The following is a 21989-nucleotide window of genomic DNA, read 5'->3' as shown; positions in this document are numbered from 1 at the left end:
CTCATTTCATATACTCTGGCATTCGATTATCTTCAATTTCATGTCTTATTTTTAAATAGTCATCATAACGACTTTGGCGAATTGAACCTTCGGCAACGAGTTTTTTAACATTACAACCTGGCTCATGAATATGTTGACAACTTCTAAACTTGCATCCCTTACTTGCAGTCGCAAATTCATAAAAATAATTTGGCAATTGATCTATTTTGATCTTATATAAATCTACTGCTGAAAATCCTGGAGTATCCGCTAAAAGACCCTCTCCATAATTAAATAGTTGAACTTTTCTTGTAGTGTGCTTACCTCGATTTAAAGCAGTTGAAATTGCTCCAGTTTCTTGATTAGCATCTTTTTCTAAACGATTTAAAATTGTGGACTTTCCAGCACCTGATTGACCAGCTAAGGTCCACACTTCATCCTTTTGCACTAAATCAGGAAGTCTTTCTTCAAGTTCTTTTGCACTAGTAAAAACAGTATAACCAATTTCTTGATAATAACGTAAGACTTGTTTAATTTCTGCTAGCTTTTCTTCACTCACTAAGTCAGTTTTAGAAAGATAAATCTCAACTCCCACTCCTTGCCAAGAAAAGAAAGTTAAATAGCGATCTAGTAATTCAGTGGAAAAATCTGGTTCAATAGCTGAGATAACTAATAATACTTGTGCAACGTTTGCCACTGCAGGACGCCCAATTTCATTTTCTCGGGGAAAAATTTTAACTAAATAATTCATTCCCTTATCATCTAGCTGTACTTCAACTTTATCGCCAACAAGCGGCTTTTGCTTTCTTCCTCTAAATACCCCTCTTGCGCGTGTTCTTATGACTTTTCCATCTATGTCTACATCATAGTATCCTGAGATAGCTCCTACAATTGTTCCTGTTGCATTTTTCATTACTTCTTTACTTCCTCATCTAAAATTTCCTTACCATCACGCACAATTTTTACTCTTCCGTTTCCATTACTTAAATTAAATGGAATCGAAATGGCTGCATCTTTTTTTATATAAATATCTTTATAAACATCATTAATAGAGTGATTGTCATCTTCAACGTAAATTTGAAGATGGTCACCCTCTAAGCTACTAGTTTTTTCATAAGGAATTGAAAAAGTTTTGGTAACTTTTACTTCTTGCTGACTCTTAGAACTAGAGTTTTGAGAGTCTTGAGAACTTTTATTTTCATCTTTACCTTTAGAAACAATTAATTTCACTTCATCCCCAGGATATACCGTAGTATTTTGCTTAGGAGATTGACTAATAACCGTGCCTTTTTCTGCTGTATCAGAATAAATTTCACTAATCTCTAGCCTTAAATTATTATCACTAGCGTAATCACGTGCTCCCTTTAAAGAATAACCGGTTAAATCACGTATTTTAAAACTCTCTTTTTCTTGCTGAGGTGGTCCTTGAGAAATAAGGAGTTTAACTGGTGTAGTTGCTGGATCAATTTTTTCTCCAGGTGTAATATCTTGTGAAATAACATTTCCTACCGGTGTTGTGTAAGAATAAGTTTGATCTTTTTCAACTTTAAAGCCATCCTTTTTTAACCGATCAGCCGCTACTTCATAAGTATTTCCAGTCACATTGGGTACTAAGACTAAATGTTGTCCCTTTGAAATAATCAAATTGACAAGTTTTCCACTTCTAATTGATGTTCCCGAACCAGGAATAGTTCGAATTACTCTTCCTTTTTTCACTCCAGCAGAATAACTTCTTTTAACAGTACCAACTTTCAGTCCTGACTTTTCTAATTTTTTTGTTGCTTGCGCTTGAGTCATATTAGATACATCAGGCACATTTGGCAGAGTCTTACTATTTAAAGCGAGCAACATCGTCGCTAAAATCGCTATCATTGCAACTATGGCTGTAATCCACCAAACTTTATGAGAGACTACATTTTTCCAAAAACCATTTTTTTGTTTTTTATTTTCCTCTTCAATAACCTCTTTTGTTTCCTTTTTTCCATTATGAACAGAACCTGAAAGAGTTGGAATAACAATTGTCTTTTCTTCATTAGCTCGATGACTATCTATAAAAACTTCTTCACCAGCACGTTCAGGATCTAAACAGCTATCCAGGTCTGTTTTCATTTCATAAACCGACTTATAACGATCTTTAGGATCTTTAGCGGTTGCTTTTAAAACTACGTTTTCTAAAGGCTGGGGAATCTGAGGATTTTGTTTTCTTAAAGAGGGAGTATTTTCTTGAAAATGCTTTAAAGCAATTGCAACTGCATTTTCTCCAGTAAATGGTACTTTCCCCATCAATAATTCATATAAAATTATTCCTAATGAATAAATATCAGATTGTTTAGTAGCCAAAACTCCCCTAGCCTGTTCAGGAGACATATAATGTACCGATCCCATTGCAGTATTAGTTTGGGTCATTGTACTTTGATTCAACGCCACTGCAATTCCAAAGTCCACAATTTTAATATTGCCATTTTTGTCCATTAATATATTTTGCGGCTTTAAATCTCGATGAATTACATTATGATCATGAGCCAATGCCATTGCATCTAGAATCTGATCCATAATTGAAATCACTTCTTTTAGGGGTAAAGGCTTATGTTCTTTAATGTATTCCTTTAAATCTACCCCGTTCACATATTCCATCACCAGGTAGTGTTCATCATTCTCACTACCTACATCTAAAATAGATACAATATGTGGATGCGACAATTCACTAGTTGACATTGCTTCTCTTTGAAAACGTTGAATTGTTTGCAGATCATTTTTTAAGTCTTGACGTAATATTTTGACAGCAACTTTTTGCTTTAAAATGATGTCTTCTGCTAGATAAACATTAGCCATTCCACCTTCGCCTAAAATTGCAATTATTTTATAGCGTCCTCCAAGCAGATAGCCTTTATCCATCACTATTTGTCCTCCCCCTTTTCAGTGTAAGCTAGGAGACAAACAGTAATATTATCTTCTCCACCAAGGCGATTTGCTTCATTGATTAAACGATTGCAACGTTCTTTCAAAGTAAGATTTTTAGTAGCTAAAATTTGTTGAATTTGAGGGTCTGTTAATGAATTAGTCAATCCATCAGTACAAAGCAAAAAAATATCTCCTGCATGAACTTCTAAGAGATTAAATTCTGGATTAATACCATTAGATACTCCTAAAGTTTCCGTAATAATATTTTTTTGTGGATGACTGCGAGCTTGTTGTTCAGTAATTTCCCCAATTTTAATTAACTCATTGACTAAAGAATGGTCTTCAGTAATTTGTTTAAACTGTCCATTTCCATAAAGATAGGCACGTGAATCTCCTAAATGACCAATTAAAATTTTTTCCGCAAAAGCTATCGCCACTACAATTGTCGTTCCCATGCCATTTAAATCAGAAAAACGATCTGCGGTTTCTAAAATTACTTCATTCTCTAACTTTAGTTGGACATTTAACCATTTTTTAGCGATTTCAGGATCTTCAAAATCAGTTTTAGAAAAGGAGTGACCTAAATGACTTACTGCCATTGTTGAAGCTACATCGCCACCCTGATGACCACCCATTCCATCGCAAACTACTGCCATAATGACATCTTTATGGTTTTTAAAAATATCCACGTAGTCTTGATTGGTTTCTCTTATTCGACCTGTACTTGATGCAAATGCTGTTTTAATCAAACTTATCTACCCTCGTTTTTTTAATTTTGCAATAAAAAATCCATCACTATCATATTCATCAGGCAATATTTTAACCATTTTTTGCTTTGGCAAATTGCCAACCTGAATAGGTTCTAAAGAAAAATCAGGATGCTTTTGCAAAAATTTTTCAACTACTTCTTCATCTTCTTGAGTGGTAATTGTACAAGTAGCATACACCAATTCTCCACCCTTTTTTAAAGTAGGAGCAACTTGATCAAGAATATCCTGTTGAATCTTACTTAAATTTTCGATATCTTTCAATGATTTATCATACCGAATCTCAGGCTTTCTTCGAATTAATCCTAATCCTGAACAAGGTGCATCTACTAAAATCTTATCAAATTTTTCCTCAGAAAAATACTCACTTGCCTTACGTGCATCTAACTTTTTAGTAGTAATTTTATTTGCTACACCCAACCGCTTAGCTGCCTTTTTAATTAATTCTAATTTATGCTCATGAATATCTAAAGCAATAACTGAACCTGTCGTAAGTTTTTCTGCAATTTGAACTGTCTTACCACCTGGTGCACTGCAGGCATCTAGTACTTTTTCATCACCTTTAAAATCAAAAGCATCTACAGCTAATGAAGCTGCACTATCTTGAATTGTCACTTTTCCCTTTTTAAAAAGCTCCGTTTGTGCAATACCGCCATGATTTAAAAGGAGATTATGATCAGTTAAAGGTGCTACTTGATACTTAAACCCATCTTGTTTTACTTCTTGCTCTATTTCACCATAGAATTCTGGTGCAACTGTCATTCGAATACTATTGGGTGCTGGTTGATTAGCAGAAGCTAAAATTTTCTTTGCTTTTTCAAGTCCAAAAACCTTAACAAAATATTCTACCATCCACTCTGGATAAGACTCTTTAATACTTAAGTATTTTATCGTGTCTTCTTTAGAAGGTAAAATTTTTCCTTGGCGCTCTAAGGAACGAAGAATCCCATTTACCATTTTAAAAGCGCCAGAATTTCTCCTACTAAATTTTTTAGCTAATTTATTAGCCTCATCAAAAATCGCATTTGTAGGAACCTTTTTTAAGAAAAAATACTGATAAGCTGACATTAACAGTAAAGGCTCCATAAATTTATCCTTTAGCTTACCTTTGATTAAAGGTTTTATCTGATACTCTAAAAAGATTTTATATTGGATGGTGCCATAAACAATATTGGTTGCCAATCCCTTATCTTTTTCACTAAGACCTGAATCATTAAGTGCTTGATTGAGAGCAATATTTGAATACGACTTTTGGTTTAAAATTTTAATAAGTGTTTCTAAGGCAACCGCTCTTGCACTAGTCTTCAACGATTTTTGCTCCAATTTCATAGTGACTTCCTTGTCCGTTTACAAAATCTTTAATCCCCATTTTCTTCTTTCCAGTTGGTTGAACTTCTAATAAATCAAGTACGCTTCCATTCGCAAAAGCTAAAGCAAAACGTTTTTTATTTGATACTAAGCTTCCAGCTGGCAAATCAGTTGTTTCTTCACTACCCTTGGCCTTCCAGACCTTCATTCTTTTCCCGTTTAGGATTAAATAAGCACCAGGATCTGGATTTAGTCCACGAATAAGATTATTTGCTTGTTGAGCAGTTAAAGTGGTTTTGATTTGTTCTTGTTCTTTAGAAATATTTGGTGAAAAAACCACTTTTGATTCATCTTGAGGAGTTTGTTCTAGCGTTCCATCTAAAAATTTAGGTAAAGTTTCTAACAACAAATCTCTTCCCAAGATGCTTAATTTAGCAAACATTGTTCCACTAGTATCTTCCTCTTCAATTGGCAAAGATTCTTGCGCATACATAACTCCTGCATCCATCTTTTTAACCATTTCCATAATGGTTACTCCTGTTTCAGCATCACCATTAATAATTGAATATTGAATTGGAGCTCCTCCACGATATTTTGGTAATAGTGAGCCATGAACATTAACAGGGGCAATCTTGGCCGAATTTAAAAATTTAGTCGGTAAAAATTGTCCATACGCAGCTGTAACAATAAAATCAGGCTTTAAGGCAATTAATTCTTCAAGTTCTGGTGAACCAGATAATTTTGCTGGTTGATAAATTGGTAAATTATGAGCTTTGGCAGTCTGCTTTACTTCTGATTCATGTAAGACTTGCTTACGACCAACTTTTTTATCCGGTTGAGTAACTACAGCTTTTATATCATATCCTGCTTGGACTAATCCCTCTAACACAACACTACCAAAATTTGGGGTTCCTAAAAATATAATTGATGGCATTAAATCTCTCCTTTAATTTATTCTTTCTGGTTCATTATCAATATAAACATTCACGCCTTGTTTTTTTATCTTTTGAGCATCATCTTGAATTTGATGTAATAACTCATTTAACTTAGGCTCTTGTTTATATTTTACCAGTATTTGATAATAATATTGATTTTTTATTCTACTGATACTACTTGGCGTTGGTCCCAAAATAATTGTTGGACTATGCAAGCTAGTCATTAACTTTCTTTTAATTAAAAAAGCTTGTTTAGCAGCTTGTTGTTCACTCTTTGAGGCTACAGAAATTAATGTTGTATAAAAAAATGGTGGATAATTTCCTTGCCGTCGAATATACATTTCTCTTTGATAGAATTCTTCATAATTTTGTGTTTGCGCTAGCTTAATAGCATAGTGATCCGGATTATAAGTTTGAATTAGGACTTCACCCTTCTTCTGTGCCCTTCCTGCTCTACCAGAAACTTGCGTTAAAAGATCAAAAGTTTTTTCAGAAGCATTAAATGCAGGTACTTGCAATGAAATATCTGCGTTAATTACTCCTACTAAAGTAACATTTGGAAAATCCAGTCCCTTAGCAATCATCTGCGTCCCAAGTAAAATATCTGCCTCTCCATTTTCAAAACTTTGCAGAATTTTTTGATAGCTCCCCTTACGCCTTGTCGTATCGACATCCATTCTTAAAATTCGAGCTTGTGGAATTAATTCTTGAAGTTCTTCTTGTACTTTCTCAGTTCCAGTACCTAAAAAACGAATTTGCTTACTTTGACAATTAGAACAAAACTGCGGGACAGGTGCTTGATAATTACAGTAGTGACACTGCATTTGCTGAGTATTTTTATGATAAGTTAAGGAAATATCGCAGTTAGGACACTTTAAGACAAAACCACAATCGCGACATAACATAAAATTAGCAAATCCTCGGCGATTTAGCAGCAAAATTATTTGTTCCTTTTTAGCAATTTTTTCTTTAATATTTTCTACTAAATCAATTGAAAGATCAAACTGTCCTCCTGCAAATCTAACTTGCTTTAAGTCAATTAAATTTACCTCAGGCAATTTTTTTTGATTTGCTCGCTTAGTTAAGCGCAGTAATTGATACAATCCCTTTTGGGCTCGTGCACGACTTGCTAAGGAAGGTGTAGCACTTCCTAAAACTACTGGACAATGATGGTACTTGCTACGCAATAAAGCTACATTACGGGCATGATAACGGGGATTATCTTCTTGCTTATAAGAAGATTCATGTTCCTCATCAATAATAATTACCCCAATATTGTCTAAAGGGGCAAAGATGGCACTTCTTGCTCCCACAACTACTTGCGCTTCATTTCGTCTAATTCTGCGCCATTCATCGTATTTTTCTCCTGCTGATAACCCACTATGCAAGACTGCAACATCAGATCCAAATCGTTGTTTTACTTGTTTAACCATTTGTGGAGTTAAAGAAATTTCTGGCACCAACATTAAAGCAGTCCGCTTACTAGCAAGAGCTTTTTTAATTGCATGAAGATAGACTTCTGTCTTACCACTGCCAGTTACTCCTTCTAAAAGATAAGTCTTATCTTGCTTAGTGGTAATACTAGCAGAAATTTTTTCTAAAGCATCTTGTTGTTCTTTATTTAAGACTATTTCTGAATCTTTTTTTTCTTTAATATCTTTAGTCGGATCACGATAAACTTCAACTTCTTCTTCTTTTAGCCACTCTTTTTTTACAGCATTCTTAATTACATCACTACTTAAACCTAGTTTCTGACGAAGGTAAGTCCGAGTTTGAGGATAAGACTCAAAATTATTTAGAATATCTAATAACAGTAATTGTTGATTTTTAGCATTTGTACGTAAGCTTTCATAAATTTCGATAAACTCTGCTTTAGTCTTTAAAAGTTTATATTGTTTTTCTGTTTTCTTTTTTGCCTTATTTTCAACTAAGTACTCTATTTTTGCTTGATCAGTTTTAAGCAATTTTTGCATAAAATTAATTGTTTCTGAATCCTTTAACTCGTCAACTTCAAGAGGACCATTTTTAAAAAAAGGTAATCTCTTTGCCTCTTCAGTTAAGGGGGTCAGAATTTTACGATAGTTTGCCCGCATTACTTGTGGCAACATTGATTGCAAGATACTAATTCTATAAGAGAAAATTTTGTCTGCCATTACTTTAGAAAGATTAACCAATTCAGTTGTTAAAGGCGGTAATTCATCCACCACCAACAATAGATCTTTTAATTTTCCTTCAAATTGGCTTTTAGAACTAGTATTTACTACAAAACCTTGAACTTTTCTTCTCCCAAAAGGAACTACTACTCTAGATCCTATTTTGACTTCTAGATTTTGGGGAATATGATAGTCAAAAGTGCGATCAGTTTGCTTAGCGGGTACATCTACAATAACTTGAGCAATCAAATTTTTCTCCCTACTAAAAAACCTTCATTGCAAAGCAATGAAGGGTCTAAGTTAATCAATTTCTGCACGATGTTCTGGATCAATTGTAACCTTACCAGCAGTAATTTCTTCAAGTGCCATTCCAACTGCTTTATCAGTATCATAGTGCTTTAAGGCTTTTGGAAAACCTGCTTGAATTTCATGAGCTCTTTTTGCTGCTAAAACAGATAATGAATAACGTGAATCAACTCTAGCTAACAATTCATCAATTGATGGATAAGTAATCTTCATAACTATACCTCCTTAACCATATCACGATAATCTTCAATAACTCGTGGTACACGAACATGCTCAGCTTCAACAATAGATTTAATATGATCAACTGCATTTGCAACTGTGTCATTAACAACTGCATAATCATAATCTTCCATCATTAAAATCTCTTTACGCGCTTGCTTCATGCGCATAGCAATCGCTTTTTCTGAATCAGTTCCTCGATTTACAATTCGGTCTTTTAACTCATGTAAATCAGGTGGTGTTAAGAAAATAAAGACACCATCAGGCATTAGCTTTCTTACTTGCTTAGCTCCGTTAACATCAATTTCCAAAAGCACATCTTTTCCTTCGTTGAGCATCTTTTTAACAGGACCCAAAGGGGTTCCATAATGATTACCCACATAAGAATTATATTCTAATAATTCATTATTTTTGATTGCCTCTTGAAATCTTTCTTCACTAACAAATAAGTAATCTTTTCCATTTACTTCACCAGGACGAGGGTTACGGGTAGTCATTGAAACTGAATATTCAAAGGAAAAAGCTCTTTGCTTAACCATTTCACTTTTTACAGTCCCTTTCCCTACACCAGAAGGTCCAGAAAGTACAATTAATAAACCTTGATGTGCCATATTTTCTCCTAATAATATTATGTAACAAGATAATACTACTTTAAAAATTAAATTTATGCAATATAAGTTACTTTTTTACTATTAATCTTTCTTCTTTATTACCAATTTACTACTAAAAAAGTGAAAAATAAAGCACCGCAGCTTAATGGCCTTGATGGGTTTCTTTAATTAACATTTCTGCATTCTTTTTGGCAACTTCAGTAACTTCATTGGCTGCTAACATTTGTGCAATTACTGTTACTGCATCTTTTTCTTGTAGATTAGAAATTGTAGTGTAAGTAGCTCCATTCTCTACCTTTTTTGCTACTTGATAATAATTATCAGCTGCTGCTGCTACTTGAGGAGCGTGTGTAATTGCAATTACCTGCTTTTCTTGACTAATTGCTCGCATCTTCTTACCAATTGCACCCGACACTCTTCCTGATACCCCAGTATCAATTTCATCAAAAATCATTGTCCCTACTGGCTCAACTTTTGAAAAAATAGATTTTAATGCAAGAACTAATCTTGACTGCTCTCCACCAGATACCACTTTAATTAATGGTTGTAAATCTTCACCAGGATTAGGAGAGATTAGGAAGGTGATCTTATCTTTACCTTCTTTATTAAAAATAGCTTCTGATTTTACTTCAATTGCAAATTGAGCTTTCTCCATATAAAGATCTGCTAATTCTTGTTTTATCTTTTTTTCCAAATCATGGGCTATTTTTTGACGACTTTGATGCAAGTTAGTTGCTTGTTCTTCCATTAACTTTTCTAACTCTGCTACTTCTTTTTTTAAAGATTCAGTATCACTACTTGCTTGAAATTGCTTAAATTCTTTTTGAATTCTTGCATAAAATTCAAATACATCTTCTAGTGTCGGGCCATATTTTTTCTTCAATTTTTTGAGTTCATCTAAGCGCTCTACCACGTAATGATACCGTTCTTCATCAAAATCTAGTGAATCCATAATATTACTTAATTCACTTCGTGCATCCCCCAAAGCATAGTAGCCTTCATTAAAACTTTGAGCAAAATTTTGAAATTTTTTACCGTATTCGCCTAATTCCTCAGCTGCACCTTGTGCCTGCCCTAATAAAGTAGCTAATCCATGTTCTGGATCATCATACATTTGCATAAAATAATTAGCAGTATCAGCAATTTTTTGATAATTATCTAACTCTTGAAATTCTTCCTCCAGAATCTCATCTTCATGAATGTCCTCTAAATTGGCACTCTCTAGCTCATTAAGCTGAAAATTTAGAATATCTTGTCTTTGCGCTAATTCTTGAGCATTCTTTTCACTTTCTTTAATTTCAGCTGTTAATTTTTTCCACTGATAGAAGTTTTCTTGATACTGCTTTAGTGTAGTTTTAAAATTATCATCTGCGTAATCATCTACTAAATAAATTTGCGCCTTTGGATTCATTAAAATTTGCTGATTGTTTTGTCCATGAATATCAACTAAATAATGCCCAAATTCTTTTAAAACAGAAATAGTTGTTAATTGGCCATTAATCCTAACAACATTTCTTCCCTTACTAGAAATTTCACGACTAATGATGAGTTCATCTTCTTCAAGCGGAATTCCGTAGTTAGCAGCTAATTCTTCTAATTCTTTCTTTTGTTTACCTACAGTAAATAAACCTGTAATTTTTGCCTTTTGTTGCCCTGTACGAATCATTTCTGCTTGAGCACGATTACCTAATAAAAGAGATAGAGCATCAATTAAAATTGATTTACCAGCTCCTGTTTCCCCAATTAAAACAGTCATTTTATCTTTAAAATCAACCTTTAAGGATTTAATAATCGCAAAATTTTGGATATCTAGTTCTACTAGCATTTAATCAGCCCCTAAGTTCATTTACTGCTCGATTTACAACTTGCTCAGCAGTTCCTTGCCATAATTTTTGACCTGGGTTTTCAGTGTTTTTTCCTAAGTGAATTAAAAATTCAATATTTCCCTTACCACCTTTAATTGGCGAATAATCAAGCCCCAAAATATTAAAGCCTACTTCCCGAGCTTTTTGGATTACATGGTCAATAACTTCTTTATGAACTTCATGATCATGCACAATTCCATGCTTACCAACATGTTCTGGACCAGCTTCAAACTGTGGTTTAATTAAACAAACGGCATCATATCCATCAGCTAAAATTTCATACATTGGAGGCAAAATTAAATCTAATGAAATAAAAGATACATCTGTCATCGCAAAAGTAGGAGGACCAGCAGTAAAATCTTCTGGTTTACTATAGCGGAAATTTTGCTTTTCCATCACTACCACACGATCATCATCTCTTAGTTTCCAAGATAACTGATTATATCCTACATCTAAGGCATAAACCATTTTGGCACCATTTTGTAAAGCGACATCAGTAAAGCCACCAGTAGAAGCTCCAATATCTAGACATATTCTGCCTTTAAGATCAATATCAAAAACTTCTAATGCTTTCTCTAGTTTAAAGCCACCACGAGAAACATATTTTTTACCATCGTCTTTAATGTAAAAAACTTCTTCCTCTGGAAATTTTTCTCCACTTTTATCAATTCTTTGATGATTATGGTCACTTACTAATCCCGCCATAATTGCTCGTTGAGCGGCCGTTCTTGAGTTAAACAATCCTTGTTCAAATAATAATACATCTGCTCTTTTTTTACTCATTATAATACCTTCTCATAAAGTGTAAAAAATTCGCCTAAAATTGGATTTTCAAATTTTTTCACTATGTTATTACCTTGATCTACTAAATGTTGTAGTTTTTCTCTACTTTGGGTAATTCCCAAAACGGTTAAAGTATTATTTTTTCCTTCTTTTTCATCTTTATGGGTTGCTTTTCCAGCTTCATTACTATTTTCTACTACATCCACTAAATCATCATAAATTTGATAGGCACGACCAAAAAATACACTCATTTTTACTAAATCTTCTCTTTGTTTTAACTCAGCTTGTCCATAAATGGCTGCCATTTCTACACTGGCTTGAATCAAACAGCCCGTTTTTAGCCACTCCATTTTATCAGCTAATTCTTGATCCTCTTTAGCTTCTGGATTATTCGTTCCCTCAATATCCAAATACTGTCCTTCAACCATTCCGTTTGGCCCAATAGCTTTAGTAATTACTTCAATCATTTCAACAGATTGACCTGCTTGCACAATCCATTGAATACCTAATGGTAATAACGCGTCTCCTGCCAAAATAGCTTGAGCATGACCCCACTTTTTATGTGAGGTTAATTTACCACGACGAAAATCATCATTATCCATTGCTGGTAAATCATCATGAATTAAAGAATAGGTGTGAATTAATTCAATCCCTGCAGCAATTTGAATTTCATTTTCACCAATTTCTTTTCCTAGAGTATGAAGGGTTGCCAGAAATAGTAAAGGACGTAATCTCTTTCCTCCAGCTAACACTGAATAAGATAGAATGTCTTTAAAACTTTTATCTTTTACTTCTAGCGCTAATTTTTCTTCTAAAAATTTATTTATTTTCGGAAGATAACTTTTTTGAAATTCTTTAAGTTTCATTAATTTTCCTCAGGTGCTGCTGCATTATTAGGATCAAGTCTTTGGGTACTACCATCTTCTTTAACTAAACGCGCAACTGTTTCTTGAGCTTGAGTAAGTTTAGTTTGTAAATCTCGACTAAGAGTTATTCCCTTTTGAAATTCAGTTAAGGCTTCATCTAATGGTAAATTACCTGTTTCTAATTGATTAACAATTTGATCTAATTCAGTTAATTGATTTTCAAAATTATTTTTTTCAGCCATTTTACTTATCCTTTCTGATATCTATAATTTTAGCCTGTGCACTTCCATCTTTAAAGCGTAAATTCAAGATTTCATCTTTTTTCAATTCATTTACACTAGTAACTGTTTTTCCGGCTTGAGTAGAAGTATAAACATAACCTTTACTAATTGCCTTTAAAGGACTATTACCATCTAAACGTTGCATTGTCTGCGTCAAAAGATTCTTCTTCATTTGTAAATACGCAGCCATATTTTTATTTAGATCTTTCGTCAAATGATTAAGTGTACTTTGGTTATTTATTAGTCTAACACTCGGATTATTAGCCTTTAACTTCTGTCCTATTAAATTAAAAGTTGCTTGCTTATGCGCTAAAAGGTTACTTATTGCATTATTCAAACGCATATCCAAGCTATCAACCAACTGAATTCTTTGTTCGTATAAACGCTCAGGAGTTTGAAAAATTGGAGCATTAGTTAAGCGTATTAAAGCAGAGGCTTTGTTTTTTAACAAATTATTAATTGAACTAGCTAAACGAACCCGATATTTTTCAATATCATTTACTACTTTAGCTAAATCTGGCGTGGCAAGTTCTGCTGCGGCAGTTGGGGTGGCTGCTCTAGCATCAGCTACTAAGTCCGCTAAGGTTGTATCTGTTTCATGTCCTACTGAAGAAATAATTGGAATTGGTAATTCATACATTGCCCGCACCACTTCTTCTTCATTAAAAGGCCATAAATCTTCTAAAGATCCTCCTCCACGCCCAATAATTACTAGATCATACTCATCTTTTTTAGTCGAAATTTGCTTTAAGGCCTTAACTAAGCTATCTTTAGCCTCATCGCCTTGAACTTTAGCAGGATAAAGATCTATTTGAGCATGAGGGAAACGTCGATTAGCGGTAACTAAAATATCGTGAATTACCGCTCCTGAAGAGCTTGTTACAACAGCAATTCTATCAGGGAACGCTGGCCATGTCTGTTTATGTTGTAAATCAAATAAACCCTCTTGGGCCAATTTATTTTTTAATTGTTCAAACTGTTCATAGAGTGCCCCTAGCCCTACAGGTTCCATTTCCTGAGCATAGAATTGATAGCTTCCTTGCGGCTGGTAGACATCAACCCGACCTTTAACATAAACTTCCATTCCTTCTTCAGGTTTAAACTTCAACTTATTAAAAGCTGAGCGAAACATGACAACGTTTATCTTTGAATCTTTATCCTTTAAAGAAAAATACTGGGTCGAATTCATTCGGTAACGAAAATTAGAAATTTCACCTTTAACATAAACTTCTTTTAGATAAGGATCATTTTTAAACTTTGCTGTCACATATTCATTTAAATCACTTACTGTTAAAAATTGGACATTATCTGTCATCTTTTTGTATCCTTGTCAAAATTACTACTTGCTCCATTAAACTAGCAACTGTCAATGGTCCAATTCCTCCAGGAACCGGCGTAATAGCACTAGCTTTTACTTTACAATCTTCAAATGCTACATCACCTACCACACGGCCATTGACCCGATTAATTCCAACGTCTAATAAAACTACCCCTTGTTTAAGCATTTTAGATGTAATTAAATTTGCTTGACCTACATCGGAAACAATTATATCTGCTTTTTTTGTTATTGCCGATAAATCCTGGGTTTTTGAATGGGCGATTGTCACAGTTGCATCCCTTGCTAAAAGTTGACTTGCTAGCGGTTTCCCCACAATTACACTTCGTCCAATGATTAAAGTATTCTTTCCTACTAAATCAAGTTCATAAGAATCAATTAGACTTAAAATTCCTCTAACTGTTGCTGGCATAATTTGACTATCTCCTTGCCATAGTTTTCCTTGATTATAGGGATGAAAACCATCAACATCTTTCTGGGGAGCAATCGTCTCAAAAATTGCCTGCTCATCTATCTGCTGCGGAAGTGGTAATTGAACCATAATTGCATTGATAGCAGCATCTGCATTCAACTCTTTAATTTTATCAATTAATTCTTGCTGAGTGATTTCTTGTGAAAATCGTAGACTGATTTCTTTAATTCCAACTGATTGGGCAAATTCTTTTTTCTTTCTAAGATAAATCGTACTAGCTGGGTCTTCTCCAACTTGTATTACGCAAATTGTCGGAACTACTCCATTTTCTTTTAACTGAATAACTTCTTTTTTTATTTTATTTTTTATTTGAGTCGCTAGCGTGCGACCTTCTAAGATCGTAACCATTTTAGCCTCGTTAAAAAAAGACCGGTAATACCGGCCTAAAAATTAATCCTTTTTGATAAAATTACCTAAAACACCATTAATAAAAGCTTTAGAAGTTGGAGCAGAGAACTCTTCACTTAAATTCAAAGCTTCATTTAATGCAGCTACAGGTTCGATTGCTTTACTATTTTGCATTTCATAAAGACCCAATTCAAGAATGGCACGATCAATTTGATTCAATCTTTGAATACTCCAACCCTTTTTTAGGTATTTACTAATTTGGTCATCTAAAGCTCCCTTGTTTTCTAAGATTCCCTTTACTAATTCCTTAGAATATTCAGGATATTCTTTAATATCTAGAGCTTTTAGTGCCTTTCGACAAATCTCTTCTACATCTGCATCTTCATTTTGATTAGCGAGATAAAGAGTTTGTAAAGCAATTTTTCTTAATTCGTGTTGGGTCATTATTTTTGCGCCTCACCATCTGAAGTAAATAATTCTTCTGTATCTTGATATGAATTTTCATCTTCAGAAATAAGTCCTACTACATGAATATTGATATCATCTAATTTTAAACTTGTCATTTGTTCAAGTTGTAAGGTTAATTTCTTTTGAAGATTCATTGCTACTTGCGGAACATTTACTCCGTAATTTAAGTAAACATAAATATCTGCAGTTAGTTTTCCATCATCAACGTGTATAGAAACTCCCTTACCGCGATTAGTTCGACCAAAAAGGCGGTTTATACCCGCTTTTAATGAGCCGCGCATTTCGCTGACGCCATCGACTTTTCTGGCAGCAATTCCTAAAATGACTTCAAGAACACTTACATCCACGCGAGTCTCGTCGCCTTTTTCATTGCTTGATAAAAGAATCGTTGAATTATCAGCCATAATAAACCTCACATCATTAAATACTACTTGTTAGCACGGGATACGTAACTACCATCAACAGTGTTAATGGTTAAAACATCTCCTTGGTTAATAAAGAATGGCACATTAACTACTAAACCAGTTTCCATAGTTGCTGGCTTACCACCACCAGAAGAAGTATCACCTTTAATATTTGGTTCTGTTTCAGCAACAGTTAAATCAACAGTATTTGGTAAATCTACACCTAAAGTTTCTCCATCATGAGTAATAACATTAACACTCATGTTTTCCTTTAAGTATTTTGCTTCTTCTTCAATTTGTTCGTTAGGAATTTCTAATTGTTCATAGGTATTGTTATCCATGAATACGTAACTAGTGCCATCATTGTAAAGGTATTGCATAGCTTTAGTTTGAATATCTGCAGTTTCAACTTTAGCAGTTGAACGGAAAGTATATTCTTGAACTGCACCATTTCTCAAACTCTTAAGCTTTGAACGAACGAAGGCACTACCTTTACCAGGTTTTACGTGTTGGAATTCCACAATACGCCATAAGTCATTGTTATGCTTGATAGTAAGTCCATTTTTAAATTCATTAACAGAAATGCTTGTCATTCTAAAATTACCTCGTTTCTTTATATTAATTATCTTACCAATTTTTAACAGGATTAGGCAACCTGTAGTACTTAAAAAGTTTACTTTTCAACTAAAATAATACAAAAAAGGCTGAATATTCTACCTGAACATTCAGCCTGCAAAAAAAATTATTTTGCTTCTTCAGCTGGGTAAACAGAAACTTGTTTCTTATCTTTACCCAAACGTTCAAACTTAACTACACCTTCAACTAAGGCAAATAAAGTGTCATCGCCACCGCGACCAACATTCTTACCTGGGTGGATCTTAGTACCACGTTGACGGTAGATAATTGAACCTGCGTGAACTGCTTGACCGTCAGCACGCTTTGCGCCTAAACGACGACCAGCTGAGTTACGACCATTGGCAGTAGAACCACCACCCTTGTGGTGGGCTAATAATTTAAGTGCTTCAATGTTATTAATCATCATAATAATTCGACTCCTTATTAAGCTTCAATGCTTTCAATAGTCACCAAAGTGTAAGGTTGACGGTGACCGTACTTAGTGTGTGAGTGCTTCTTTGGCTTGTACTTGAAAGTTACAACTTTCTTTTCTTTGCCTTGCTTTTCAACTTTAGCAGTAACCTTAGCACCTTCAACTACTGGAGTACCAATCTTAGTTGACTTTCCATCGTTAACAAGGATAACTTCATCAAAAGTTACTTCTTTACCTGGTTCAACGTCCATCTTTTCAATATAAACGCTGTCACCCTTAGCAACCTTGTATTGCTTACCACCATTTTTAATAATTGCGTACATTTGTACACCTCCGAAATAATACTTAGACTCGCCGCTATCGGTGAAACTAACATTAGCTCTCTTTCAGACCTAAAGCGTGCGGTTGCAGATGTGAGGTAGCCACAAATACAACTACTATAGTGTACTACCTAATTAAAAATTTCGCAATTGTTTTTTATTTATAATCCCCATTGACCACCATGAACTTTTACTACCGTATCAGTAATGATAAAGGCATTAGGGTCAACTTCATGGATTTTTGTAATTAAGGGACCATATTCTCTTCTATCAACAACCATCAAAATTTGCTGCTTTTGATCTTGAGTAAATCCACCTTCAACATTGTATAAAGTTAAACCTTGATAATCTTGGGTTAGCATTTTTTTAATCTCTTCAAAGTGGTCATTACTCATTACCCGAATTTGATATTTTCGATCGAAACCAGCCTCTGCATAGTTCATCGTCATTGCTGTTACTACTTGCGATAAAGTTGCCAGCAAAAATGCTTGCCAACCATCTACAAAAATGTTTAAAAAGATGATTATCATATCAATGCAAAGTAAACTTACTGCTGGATTAATATAGAAGTACTTTTTCAAAATCATTGGCGGAATAGTAGTGCCCCCACTAGAAGCATTTACCCGATATAAAAGTGAGACGCCTAATCCCATTAAAGCCCCACCATAAATAACTGCCAACAATTTATTTGAAGTAAGGGCAAAACTTGGTGTAATTTCCATCAATACAGGCAATATAAAGCTTCCTAAAGCTACATTTTTAGTGGTTTTCATCCCTAAAAATATTCCAGCTAGAATCAGCATCAAAATATTCACTACTAATACTGTAATGGAACGATTAATGCCCCACACTGCGTCCACTAAAATTGAAATTCCAGTTGAACCACCGGCTGCAATATTAATTGGTCCATAAAAAAAGTTAATTGAAATTGCAATAATTTCTAGCGCTATTAAAAACACTACCCAGCGCATCCAAGAACGTTTTTTTAAATTATCTCTCATCTCAGCGTCCTTTCTTTTCAAGTCCTTCTCACTAATAATTATACAGTGTGAATTTTACTTGCTCAAACTACTGCCTTATTTAGTTAGCTTTATTTTTTATCTTTTTCTTTTTATATTCTAATTGCTGATTACCTTCATAAGCTGGCATTCCATTAGCTGCACGATAAAGTGCTCTTTCAAAAGATTGGTATCCTTTACTTGAACTAACAGCAAATTTTACTTTATATTTACTAGCAAATTCACGAATGTTCCAAGTACTATCATGAGCAGCAAAAGCAGTCACTAAGATTACAATATCTAAATTTTTTATTTGGTTTTCCATTGCCTTTTTCTTCCCTTCAAAGGCATTAATTGGAATCGGGATACCATTATATTTATTAACAATTTCTTCCAAAATTTTCTCATTTTGATTATCACCGATTGCAATTCCAACACGCTGATAGTGTAAATCTAAGTCTAAAGTTTCTATTTTAGTAGGAGACAAATTTGTTTTATTAATCTTTTTAGGTGTCTTTCCCACTCTTTTGGGTGCTTCAGTTTCATAGATCCAACGAATTTTTACTGCACTAGCAGGATCTTTTTTTAAACGAACATCTTCGCTATACCAGGCTAAATCTACAATTGAGCCATCTTCTAAATGGACAGTTCCATTTTGGTAGTAACTAGAATCAACAGGGACAATAATATTTTTACCTCGTATTTTTAATTTTTGGCCTTTTACATTTCTTGACACACTTAAGTTTCCACTACTACCTTGTACCACCCCATATCTAAAAGTTTCTATTTGATCATAGTCACGCTTACGCATATTTTTGTAGCCAACTACTCGTAAGATTTCTACTTCTGGACCTAAAGAAGTCTTATTTTCTAAAGCTTCAACAATATCACCAGTTTTTAAATTTAGACTGTGAATCTGATTTTCATTAACTTCAAAAGCAATATCCCCATTATCTGTCGTTAACTGCGCCCCACTTAAAGTACGAATAATTGTATAACGTTTACCTGTACGATAATCTCTTTTTACCTGCTTTTTGGGTTTAAGTGCTTGTTCAAAAATTTTTTGATTAACTACTTGATCGGTTTCAACTGATTTTTGAATTACATTATCTAAACGGCCCAAACTTTTCCCATACTTTTTACTAATTCCACCAAAAAAAGTTAATTTATGAATAGCACCACTAGCTTCTTTCTTAGCCTTCTCATTTCCAGGTGAAGCAATTAACTCTGCGATATTGTTTAACAATGAATTAAATAGTTGTATTTTTTCCTGATTATGGTCACTACTTTTTTCTTTTTTGGGAACTACTTGCGTTGATACAACTTCTCCACCTTCTGCCATTGCCAAAATGGCCTTAATTGCACTTAAAGAATTTTGTAAACTTTTATCATCACCTGCTGTTTTATTTAAAATTCTCTTTAAATTATTGCGATAATCATACATTTATTTCACCTACTCATTTTGTTTCTTTTTCTATTTTACTAGAAAAATTACTAACAAAAAACAAGTAACCTAAGTTACCTGTTTTTTTGTTAGTTAAAATGTAAAACTGTGGGATCAAAAGTGTTGGTATCTTTAACACCTGTATACATCATTAATTCAGCTAATTCCTCATTCATCTTCACTACTTTATCTTCAACAGCCTTTGTCCCCTTATCAAGTAATTCCGATAAGATAGCCCTACCAATTAAAACTCCGTCTGCCCCTAATGCAAGTGCTTTATAGGCATCATAGCCTGATACAATTGAACCATCAACAAAAATTGTCATTTTACTATTACCAAGTGCATGCTTGATTGCAGGTAATACTTTTAGTGGTGGAACACCAAATGGTAAACGACCATGGTGATGAGAAACTACAATCGCACTACATCCCGCATCTCTTGCCTTAATGGCATCTTGGACAGATAAAACTCCCTTAGCTACAAATGGAACATGAGCTGCTTTTACATAACTTCTTAAATCTGCACTAGTTACTGGACCCAAAGCAATCCCATCAACCACATCATATTTTCCATTGGTTCCGGGTACATGGTCAATATCCATTCCCACAGCTACTGCTCCTGTTTCTTGCGCTACTGCAATTTCATCTAAGATTTTTTCATGATCAGCAAATGGTTTAATAATTCTAACCGTATCCCCACCTACAGCAGTAATCTCACGGTATTCCTCATTAGTTTCCATTCCAATCCAATTCAAAACGCTCAAATTTTTAGCTGCAATTGCTTTTTCTTGCATTGGCTTACGTTCTTTGTTATCCAAAACTTTATTTAAATGGGATACAGCAGCTAAAGTAATTGGAGATGAGTATTTTTTACCAAAAAATTCTGTCTCCAAATTTGGTTCTACTGCATCTAAGATTCGCATTTCTACTAAAATATTATCAAGGTAAGCCCGATTATGGACATTAGCATCTTCAGCACGGCCACTAGTTACTGGAATCATCCCTTTAGGACCAGGCCACGGACTTTTTATTTCTTGACTTTCCTTCTTTTCAAAATGATGCTCACTAGCACCTGTACTAGCATCTAAATGTTTTTCTTCTTTCATTTCATTTCTCCTCTGCAGCATCTTCTATTTTCAATAAACTGGCAATCTTAGCTATATCAGCATTTTTTTGGGCCGCAATTAGCTCCTCATTAGTCCGAGGATATTCTATGACTTGCTGATGATTAGCCGCTAATGCTTGTAAAAACACTTTACTACTCCGACCATTACCTTCTCTAAAAGGATGAAGGTAATTTAACCGATCTAATAAAAAAGCATAATCTTGAGCAGTTAATTTATCTTTCTTACGTAATTGTGCTAATTTTGTATCAATTTCACTCATTCCAAAAGGAATTCGTGATGGCTCCAAAAACTGTGTTTCTTCTTTTAAAAGTTGATAGTCGCGTATAACTCCTGCCCATTCATATAACCAACCAAACATAATCTTATGGATAGTTTTTAAATCTTCAATTGAAGTTATCGTTTCCTTTTTTCTTAAAAAAGTGAGCGCCCGCACTGCTGATCCCATATATTCTCGCTCTTGCAATTTTTTAGGATCAGTAATGTGTAATTTATTTCTTAATGCCCCTGTTTCATACAGAAAATGATGGTGATACCAAGAACTATCATGTACTTCCTTAATCATGGTCTGCACTCCAAATCTGATCTATTTCATTTTGCAAATCTAAATTTGGCTCTAATGCTTGATTTAATAAAAATTCAATCTCAGTCCTTGTCGGCTCCCATCCTTCTAAATGTTCACTTTCTACAATAAAGCGAATTTGTTGATAAGTCTCTTTATCTTCAATATAAACATCTTGAATAGTTTGATTAGGATCGTTGATTTCCAGCACATAAGTATCCGGAAGAAGTAAGGCAATTAATTCACCTGGCGTTTTACTTAAACTAGTCGCAAATGCATTTAAAACCTTCGGTGACCAAGCATCTGGTTTTTGCTTTAATGCTCTTTGGATTACTTTGCGCGGAATATTGAATTGCTTTGAAATTTTTGTTAATGTAATATTTTCTTGCTTCAATAAGGTAGAAATTGCGCTCATCTTTGTTCACCTTTTTGCATTTTCTTTTAATTTTACTGCTAACTTTTCTGAGAAAAAAATATTTTGATTGGTAACT

24 protein-coding genes and 1 other annotated feature are annotated in these 21989 nt (G+C 34.0%); all 24 genes read right to left on the bottom strand.

What is annotated here, in order from left to right; all coding sequences use genetic code 11:
- Position 1: 1 nt before the first annotated feature.
- The gene (rsgA, locus tag FP433_RS03165; protein ID WP_265487119.1) at positions 2–892 is read right to left on the bottom strand and encodes a ribosome small subunit-dependent GTPase A; all 891 of its coding nucleotides are present in this window, start codon (positions 890–892) and stop codon (positions 2–4) included.
- Positions 892–2874, bottom strand: coding sequence for a Stk1 family PASTA domain-containing Ser/Thr kinase (pknB, locus tag FP433_RS03160; protein ID WP_265487117.1), 1983 nt, complete (start codon positions 2872–2874; stop codon positions 892–894). Before pknB ends, rsgA begins: the two co-directional genes overlap by 1 nt.
- Positions 2875–2876: 2 nt before the next feature.
- Positions 2877–3629 (bottom strand): Stp1/IreP family PP2C-type Ser/Thr phosphatase, encoded by a 753-nt coding sequence (locus tag FP433_RS03155; RefSeq protein WP_265483088.1) that lies wholly within the window; start codon positions 3627–3629, stop codon positions 2877–2879.
- Positions 3630–3635: 6 nt separating this feature from the next.
- Positions 3636–4976 (bottom strand): 16S rRNA (cytosine(967)-C(5))-methyltransferase RsmB, encoded by a 1341-nt coding sequence (rsmB, locus tag FP433_RS03150; protein ID WP_265487115.1) that lies wholly within the window; start codon positions 4974–4976, stop codon positions 3636–3638.
- Positions 4945–5889 carry a methionyl-tRNA formyltransferase gene (gene fmt / locus FP433_RS03145; protein ID WP_265487113.1) on the bottom strand — a complete coding sequence of 315 codons (945 nt, stop codon included), beginning with the start codon at positions 5887–5889 and terminating at the stop codon, positions 4945–4947. The genes rsmB and fmt overlap by 32 nt, the downstream gene beginning before the upstream one ends.
- Before the next feature lie 12 nt (positions 5890–5901).
- On the bottom strand, positions 5902–8292 hold the full coding sequence (gene priA, locus FP433_RS03140) for a primosomal protein N' (protein WP_265487111.1): 2391 nt from the start codon (positions 8290–8292) through the stop codon (positions 5902–5904).
- A 51-nt stretch (positions 8293–8343) separates the two neighbouring features.
- Positions 8344–8562 carry a DNA-directed RNA polymerase subunit omega gene (gene rpoZ, locus FP433_RS03135; protein ID WP_265483091.1) on the bottom strand — a complete coding sequence of 73 codons (219 nt, stop codon included), beginning with the start codon at positions 8560–8562 and terminating at the stop codon, positions 8344–8346.
- Positions 8563–8564: 2 nt separating this feature from the next.
- Positions 8565–9179: a guanylate kinase gene (gene gmk / locus FP433_RS03130; protein ID WP_265483092.1), complete on the bottom strand. Its 615-nt coding sequence runs from the start codon at positions 9177–9179 to the stop codon at positions 8565–8567.
- A gap of 142 nt (positions 9180–9321) precedes the next feature.
- A complete protein-coding gene (gene recN / locus FP433_RS03125; RefSeq protein ID WP_265487109.1) occupies positions 9322–11004 on the bottom strand; it encodes a DNA repair protein RecN in 1683 nt (560 codons plus the stop codon).
- A 4-nt stretch (positions 11005–11008) separates the two neighbouring features.
- Entirely contained in the window at positions 11009–11827 is an 819-nt protein-coding gene (locus FP433_RS03120) for a TlyA family RNA methyltransferase (protein WP_265487107.1), read from the bottom strand.
- Positions 11827–12693, bottom strand: a complete 867-nt coding sequence (locus tag FP433_RS03115; protein ID WP_265487105.1) for a polyprenyl synthetase family protein — start codon at positions 12691–12693, stop codon at positions 11827–11829. Before FP433_RS03115 ends, FP433_RS03120 begins: the two co-directional genes overlap by 1 nt.
- On the bottom strand, positions 12693–12935 hold the full coding sequence (locus tag FP433_RS03110) for an exodeoxyribonuclease VII small subunit (RefSeq protein ID WP_265487103.1): 243 nt from the start codon (positions 12933–12935) through the stop codon (positions 12693–12695). Before FP433_RS03110 ends, FP433_RS03115 begins: the two co-directional genes overlap by 1 nt.
- 1 nt (position 12936) lies before the next feature.
- A complete protein-coding gene (xseA, locus tag FP433_RS03105; protein WP_265483098.1) occupies positions 12937–14289 on the bottom strand; it encodes an exodeoxyribonuclease VII large subunit in 1353 nt (450 codons plus the stop codon).
- Complete coding sequence (locus FP433_RS03100; protein WP_265487102.1) at positions 14279–15130, bottom strand: bifunctional 5,10-methylenetetrahydrofolate dehydrogenase/5,10-methenyltetrahydrofolate cyclohydrolase; 852 nt, start codon at positions 15128–15130, stop codon at positions 14279–14281. The genes xseA and FP433_RS03100 overlap by 11 nt, the downstream gene beginning before the upstream one ends.
- A 42-nt stretch (positions 15131–15172) precedes the next feature.
- Positions 15173–15574, bottom strand: a complete 402-nt coding sequence (gene nusB / locus FP433_RS03095) for a transcription antitermination factor NusB (protein ID WP_265483102.1) — start codon at positions 15572–15574, stop codon at positions 15173–15175.
- Positions 15574–16002, bottom strand: a complete 429-nt coding sequence (locus tag FP433_RS03090) for an Asp23/Gls24 family envelope stress response protein (protein WP_265483104.1) — start codon at positions 16000–16002, stop codon at positions 15574–15576. Before FP433_RS03090 ends, nusB begins: the two co-directional genes overlap by 1 nt.
- A gap of 23 nt (positions 16003–16025) precedes the next feature.
- The gene (efp, locus tag FP433_RS03085) at positions 16026–16595 is read right to left on the bottom strand and encodes an elongation factor P (RefSeq protein ID WP_265487100.1); all 570 of its coding nucleotides are present in this window, start codon (positions 16593–16595) and stop codon (positions 16026–16028) included.
- A 149-nt stretch (positions 16596–16744) separates the two neighbouring features.
- Positions 16745–17044, bottom strand: coding sequence for a 50S ribosomal protein L27 (rpmA, locus tag FP433_RS03080; RefSeq protein ID WP_265483107.1), 300 nt, complete (start codon positions 17042–17044; stop codon positions 16745–16747).
- 17 nt (positions 17045–17061) lie between these two features.
- Positions 17062–17373 carry a 50S ribosomal protein L21 gene (rplU, locus tag FP433_RS03075; protein WP_265483109.1) on the bottom strand — a complete coding sequence of 104 codons (312 nt, stop codon included), beginning with the start codon at positions 17371–17373 and terminating at the stop codon, positions 17062–17064.
- 14 nt (positions 17374–17387) lie between these two features.
- Positions 17388–17467 (bottom strand) — a sequence feature (ribosomal protein L21 leader region).
- Between the two features lie 64 nt (positions 17468–17531).
- The gene (locus FP433_RS03070) at positions 17532–18371 is read right to left on the bottom strand and encodes a YitT family protein (RefSeq protein WP_265487098.1); all 840 of its coding nucleotides are present in this window, start codon (positions 18369–18371) and stop codon (positions 17532–17534) included.
- Positions 18372–18450: 79 nt separating this feature from the next.
- Positions 18451–19812 carry a DUF2325 domain-containing protein gene (locus FP433_RS03065; protein ID WP_265487096.1) on the bottom strand — a complete coding sequence of 454 codons (1362 nt, stop codon included), beginning with the start codon at positions 19810–19812 and terminating at the stop codon, positions 18451–18453.
- Between the two features lie 89 nt (positions 19813–19901).
- Positions 19902–20918 carry an alpha-hydroxy-acid oxidizing protein gene (locus FP433_RS03060; RefSeq protein WP_265487094.1) on the bottom strand — a complete coding sequence of 339 codons (1017 nt, stop codon included), beginning with the start codon at positions 20916–20918 and terminating at the stop codon, positions 19902–19904.
- A gap of 1 nt (position 20919) precedes the next feature.
- Positions 20920–21501, bottom strand: coding sequence for a Fic/DOC family protein (locus FP433_RS03055; RefSeq protein ID WP_265483116.1), 582 nt, complete (start codon positions 21499–21501; stop codon positions 20920–20922).
- Positions 21494–21913 carry a helix-turn-helix domain-containing protein gene (locus tag FP433_RS03050; RefSeq protein WP_265483118.1) on the bottom strand — a complete coding sequence of 140 codons (420 nt, stop codon included), beginning with the start codon at positions 21911–21913 and terminating at the stop codon, positions 21494–21496. Before FP433_RS03050 ends, FP433_RS03055 begins: the two co-directional genes overlap by 8 nt.
- Positions 21914–21989 lie beyond the last annotated feature (76 nt).

Source organism: Lactobacillus sp. PV012, assembly GCF_014522325.1.
In the GTDB taxonomy this organism is placed as follows: Bacteria; Bacillota; Bacilli; order Lactobacillales; family Lactobacillaceae; genus Lactobacillus.
Note: the sequence above shows the minus strand (reverse complement) of the source record. Positions and strands in the feature narration are given on the sequence as shown.

Bases quoted from the DNA above. Each gene is read 5' to 3' on its own strand.
- xseA (WP_265483098.1), bottom strand. From the start codon at position 14,289: ATGACAGATAATGTCCAATTTTTAACAGTAAGTGATTTAAATGAATAT.
- FP433_RS03120 (WP_265487107.1), bottom strand. From the start codon at position 11,827: ATGAGTAAAAAAAGAGCAGATGTATTATTATTTGAACAAGGATTGTTT.
- pknB (WP_265487117.1), bottom strand. From the start codon at position 2,874: ATGGATAAAGGCTATCTGCTTGGAGGACGCTATAAAATAATTGCAATT.
- FP433_RS03060 (WP_265487094.1), bottom strand. From the start codon at position 20,918: ATGAAAGAAGAAAAACATTTAGATGCTAGTACAGGTGCTAGTGAGCAT.
- recN (WP_265487109.1), bottom strand. From the start codon at position 11,004: ATGCTAGTAGAACTAGATATCCAAAATTTTGCGATTATTAAATCCTTA.
- efp (WP_265487100.1), bottom strand. From the start codon at position 16,595: ATGACAAGCATTTCTGTTAATGAATTTAAAAATGGACTTACTATCAAG.
- gmk (WP_265483092.1), bottom strand. From the start codon at position 9,179: ATGGCACATCAAGGTTTATTAATTGTACTTTCTGGACCTTCTGGTGTA.
- FP433_RS03065 (WP_265487096.1), bottom strand. From the start codon at position 19,812: ATGTATGATTATCGCAATAATTTAAAGAGAATTTTAAATAAAACAGCA.
- rplU (WP_265483109.1), bottom strand. From the start codon at position 17,373: ATGTACGCAATTATTAAAAATGGTGGTAAGCAATACAAGGTTGCTAAG.
- FP433_RS03070 (WP_265487098.1), bottom strand. From the start codon at position 18,371: ATGAGAGATAATTTAAAAAAACGTTCTTGGATGCGCTGGGTAGTGTTT.
- rsmB (WP_265487115.1), bottom strand. From the start codon at position 4,976: ATGAAATTGGAGCAAAAATCGTTGAAGACTAGTGCAAGAGCGGTTGCC.
- FP433_RS03115 (WP_265487105.1), bottom strand. From the start codon at position 12,693: ATGAAACTTAAAGAATTTCAAAAAAGTTATCTTCCGAAAATAAATAAA.
- FP433_RS03090 (WP_265483104.1), bottom strand. From the start codon at position 16,002: ATGGCTGATAATTCAACGATTCTTTTATCAAGCAATGAAAAAGGCGAC.
- rpoZ (WP_265483091.1), bottom strand. From the start codon at position 8,562: ATGAAGATTACTTATCCATCAATTGATGAATTGTTAGCTAGAGTTGAT.
- FP433_RS03100 (WP_265487102.1), bottom strand. From the start codon at position 15,130: ATGGTTACGATCTTAGAAGGTCGCACGCTAGCGACTCAAATAAAAAAT.
- FP433_RS03110 (WP_265487103.1), bottom strand. From the start codon at position 12,935: ATGGCTGAAAAAAATAATTTTGAAAATCAATTAACTGAATTAGATCAA.
- nusB (WP_265483102.1), bottom strand. From the start codon at position 15,574: ATGACCCAACACGAATTAAGAAAAATTGCTTTACAAACTCTTTATCTC.
- rpmA (WP_265483107.1), bottom strand. From the start codon at position 17,044: ATGATGATTAATAACATTGAAGCACTTAAATTATTAGCCCACCACAAG.
- fmt (WP_265487113.1), bottom strand. From the start codon at position 5,889: ATGCCATCAATTATATTTTTAGGAACCCCAAATTTTGGTAGTGTTGTG.
- FP433_RS03050 (WP_265483118.1), bottom strand. From the start codon at position 21,913: ATGAGCGCAATTTCTACCTTATTGAAGCAAGAAAATATTACATTAACA.
- rsgA (WP_265487119.1), bottom strand. From the start codon at position 892: ATGAAAAATGCAACAGGAACAATTGTAGGAGCTATCTCAGGATACTAT.
- FP433_RS03055 (WP_265483116.1), bottom strand. From the start codon at position 21,501: ATGATTAAGGAAGTACATGATAGTTCTTGGTATCACCATCATTTTCTG.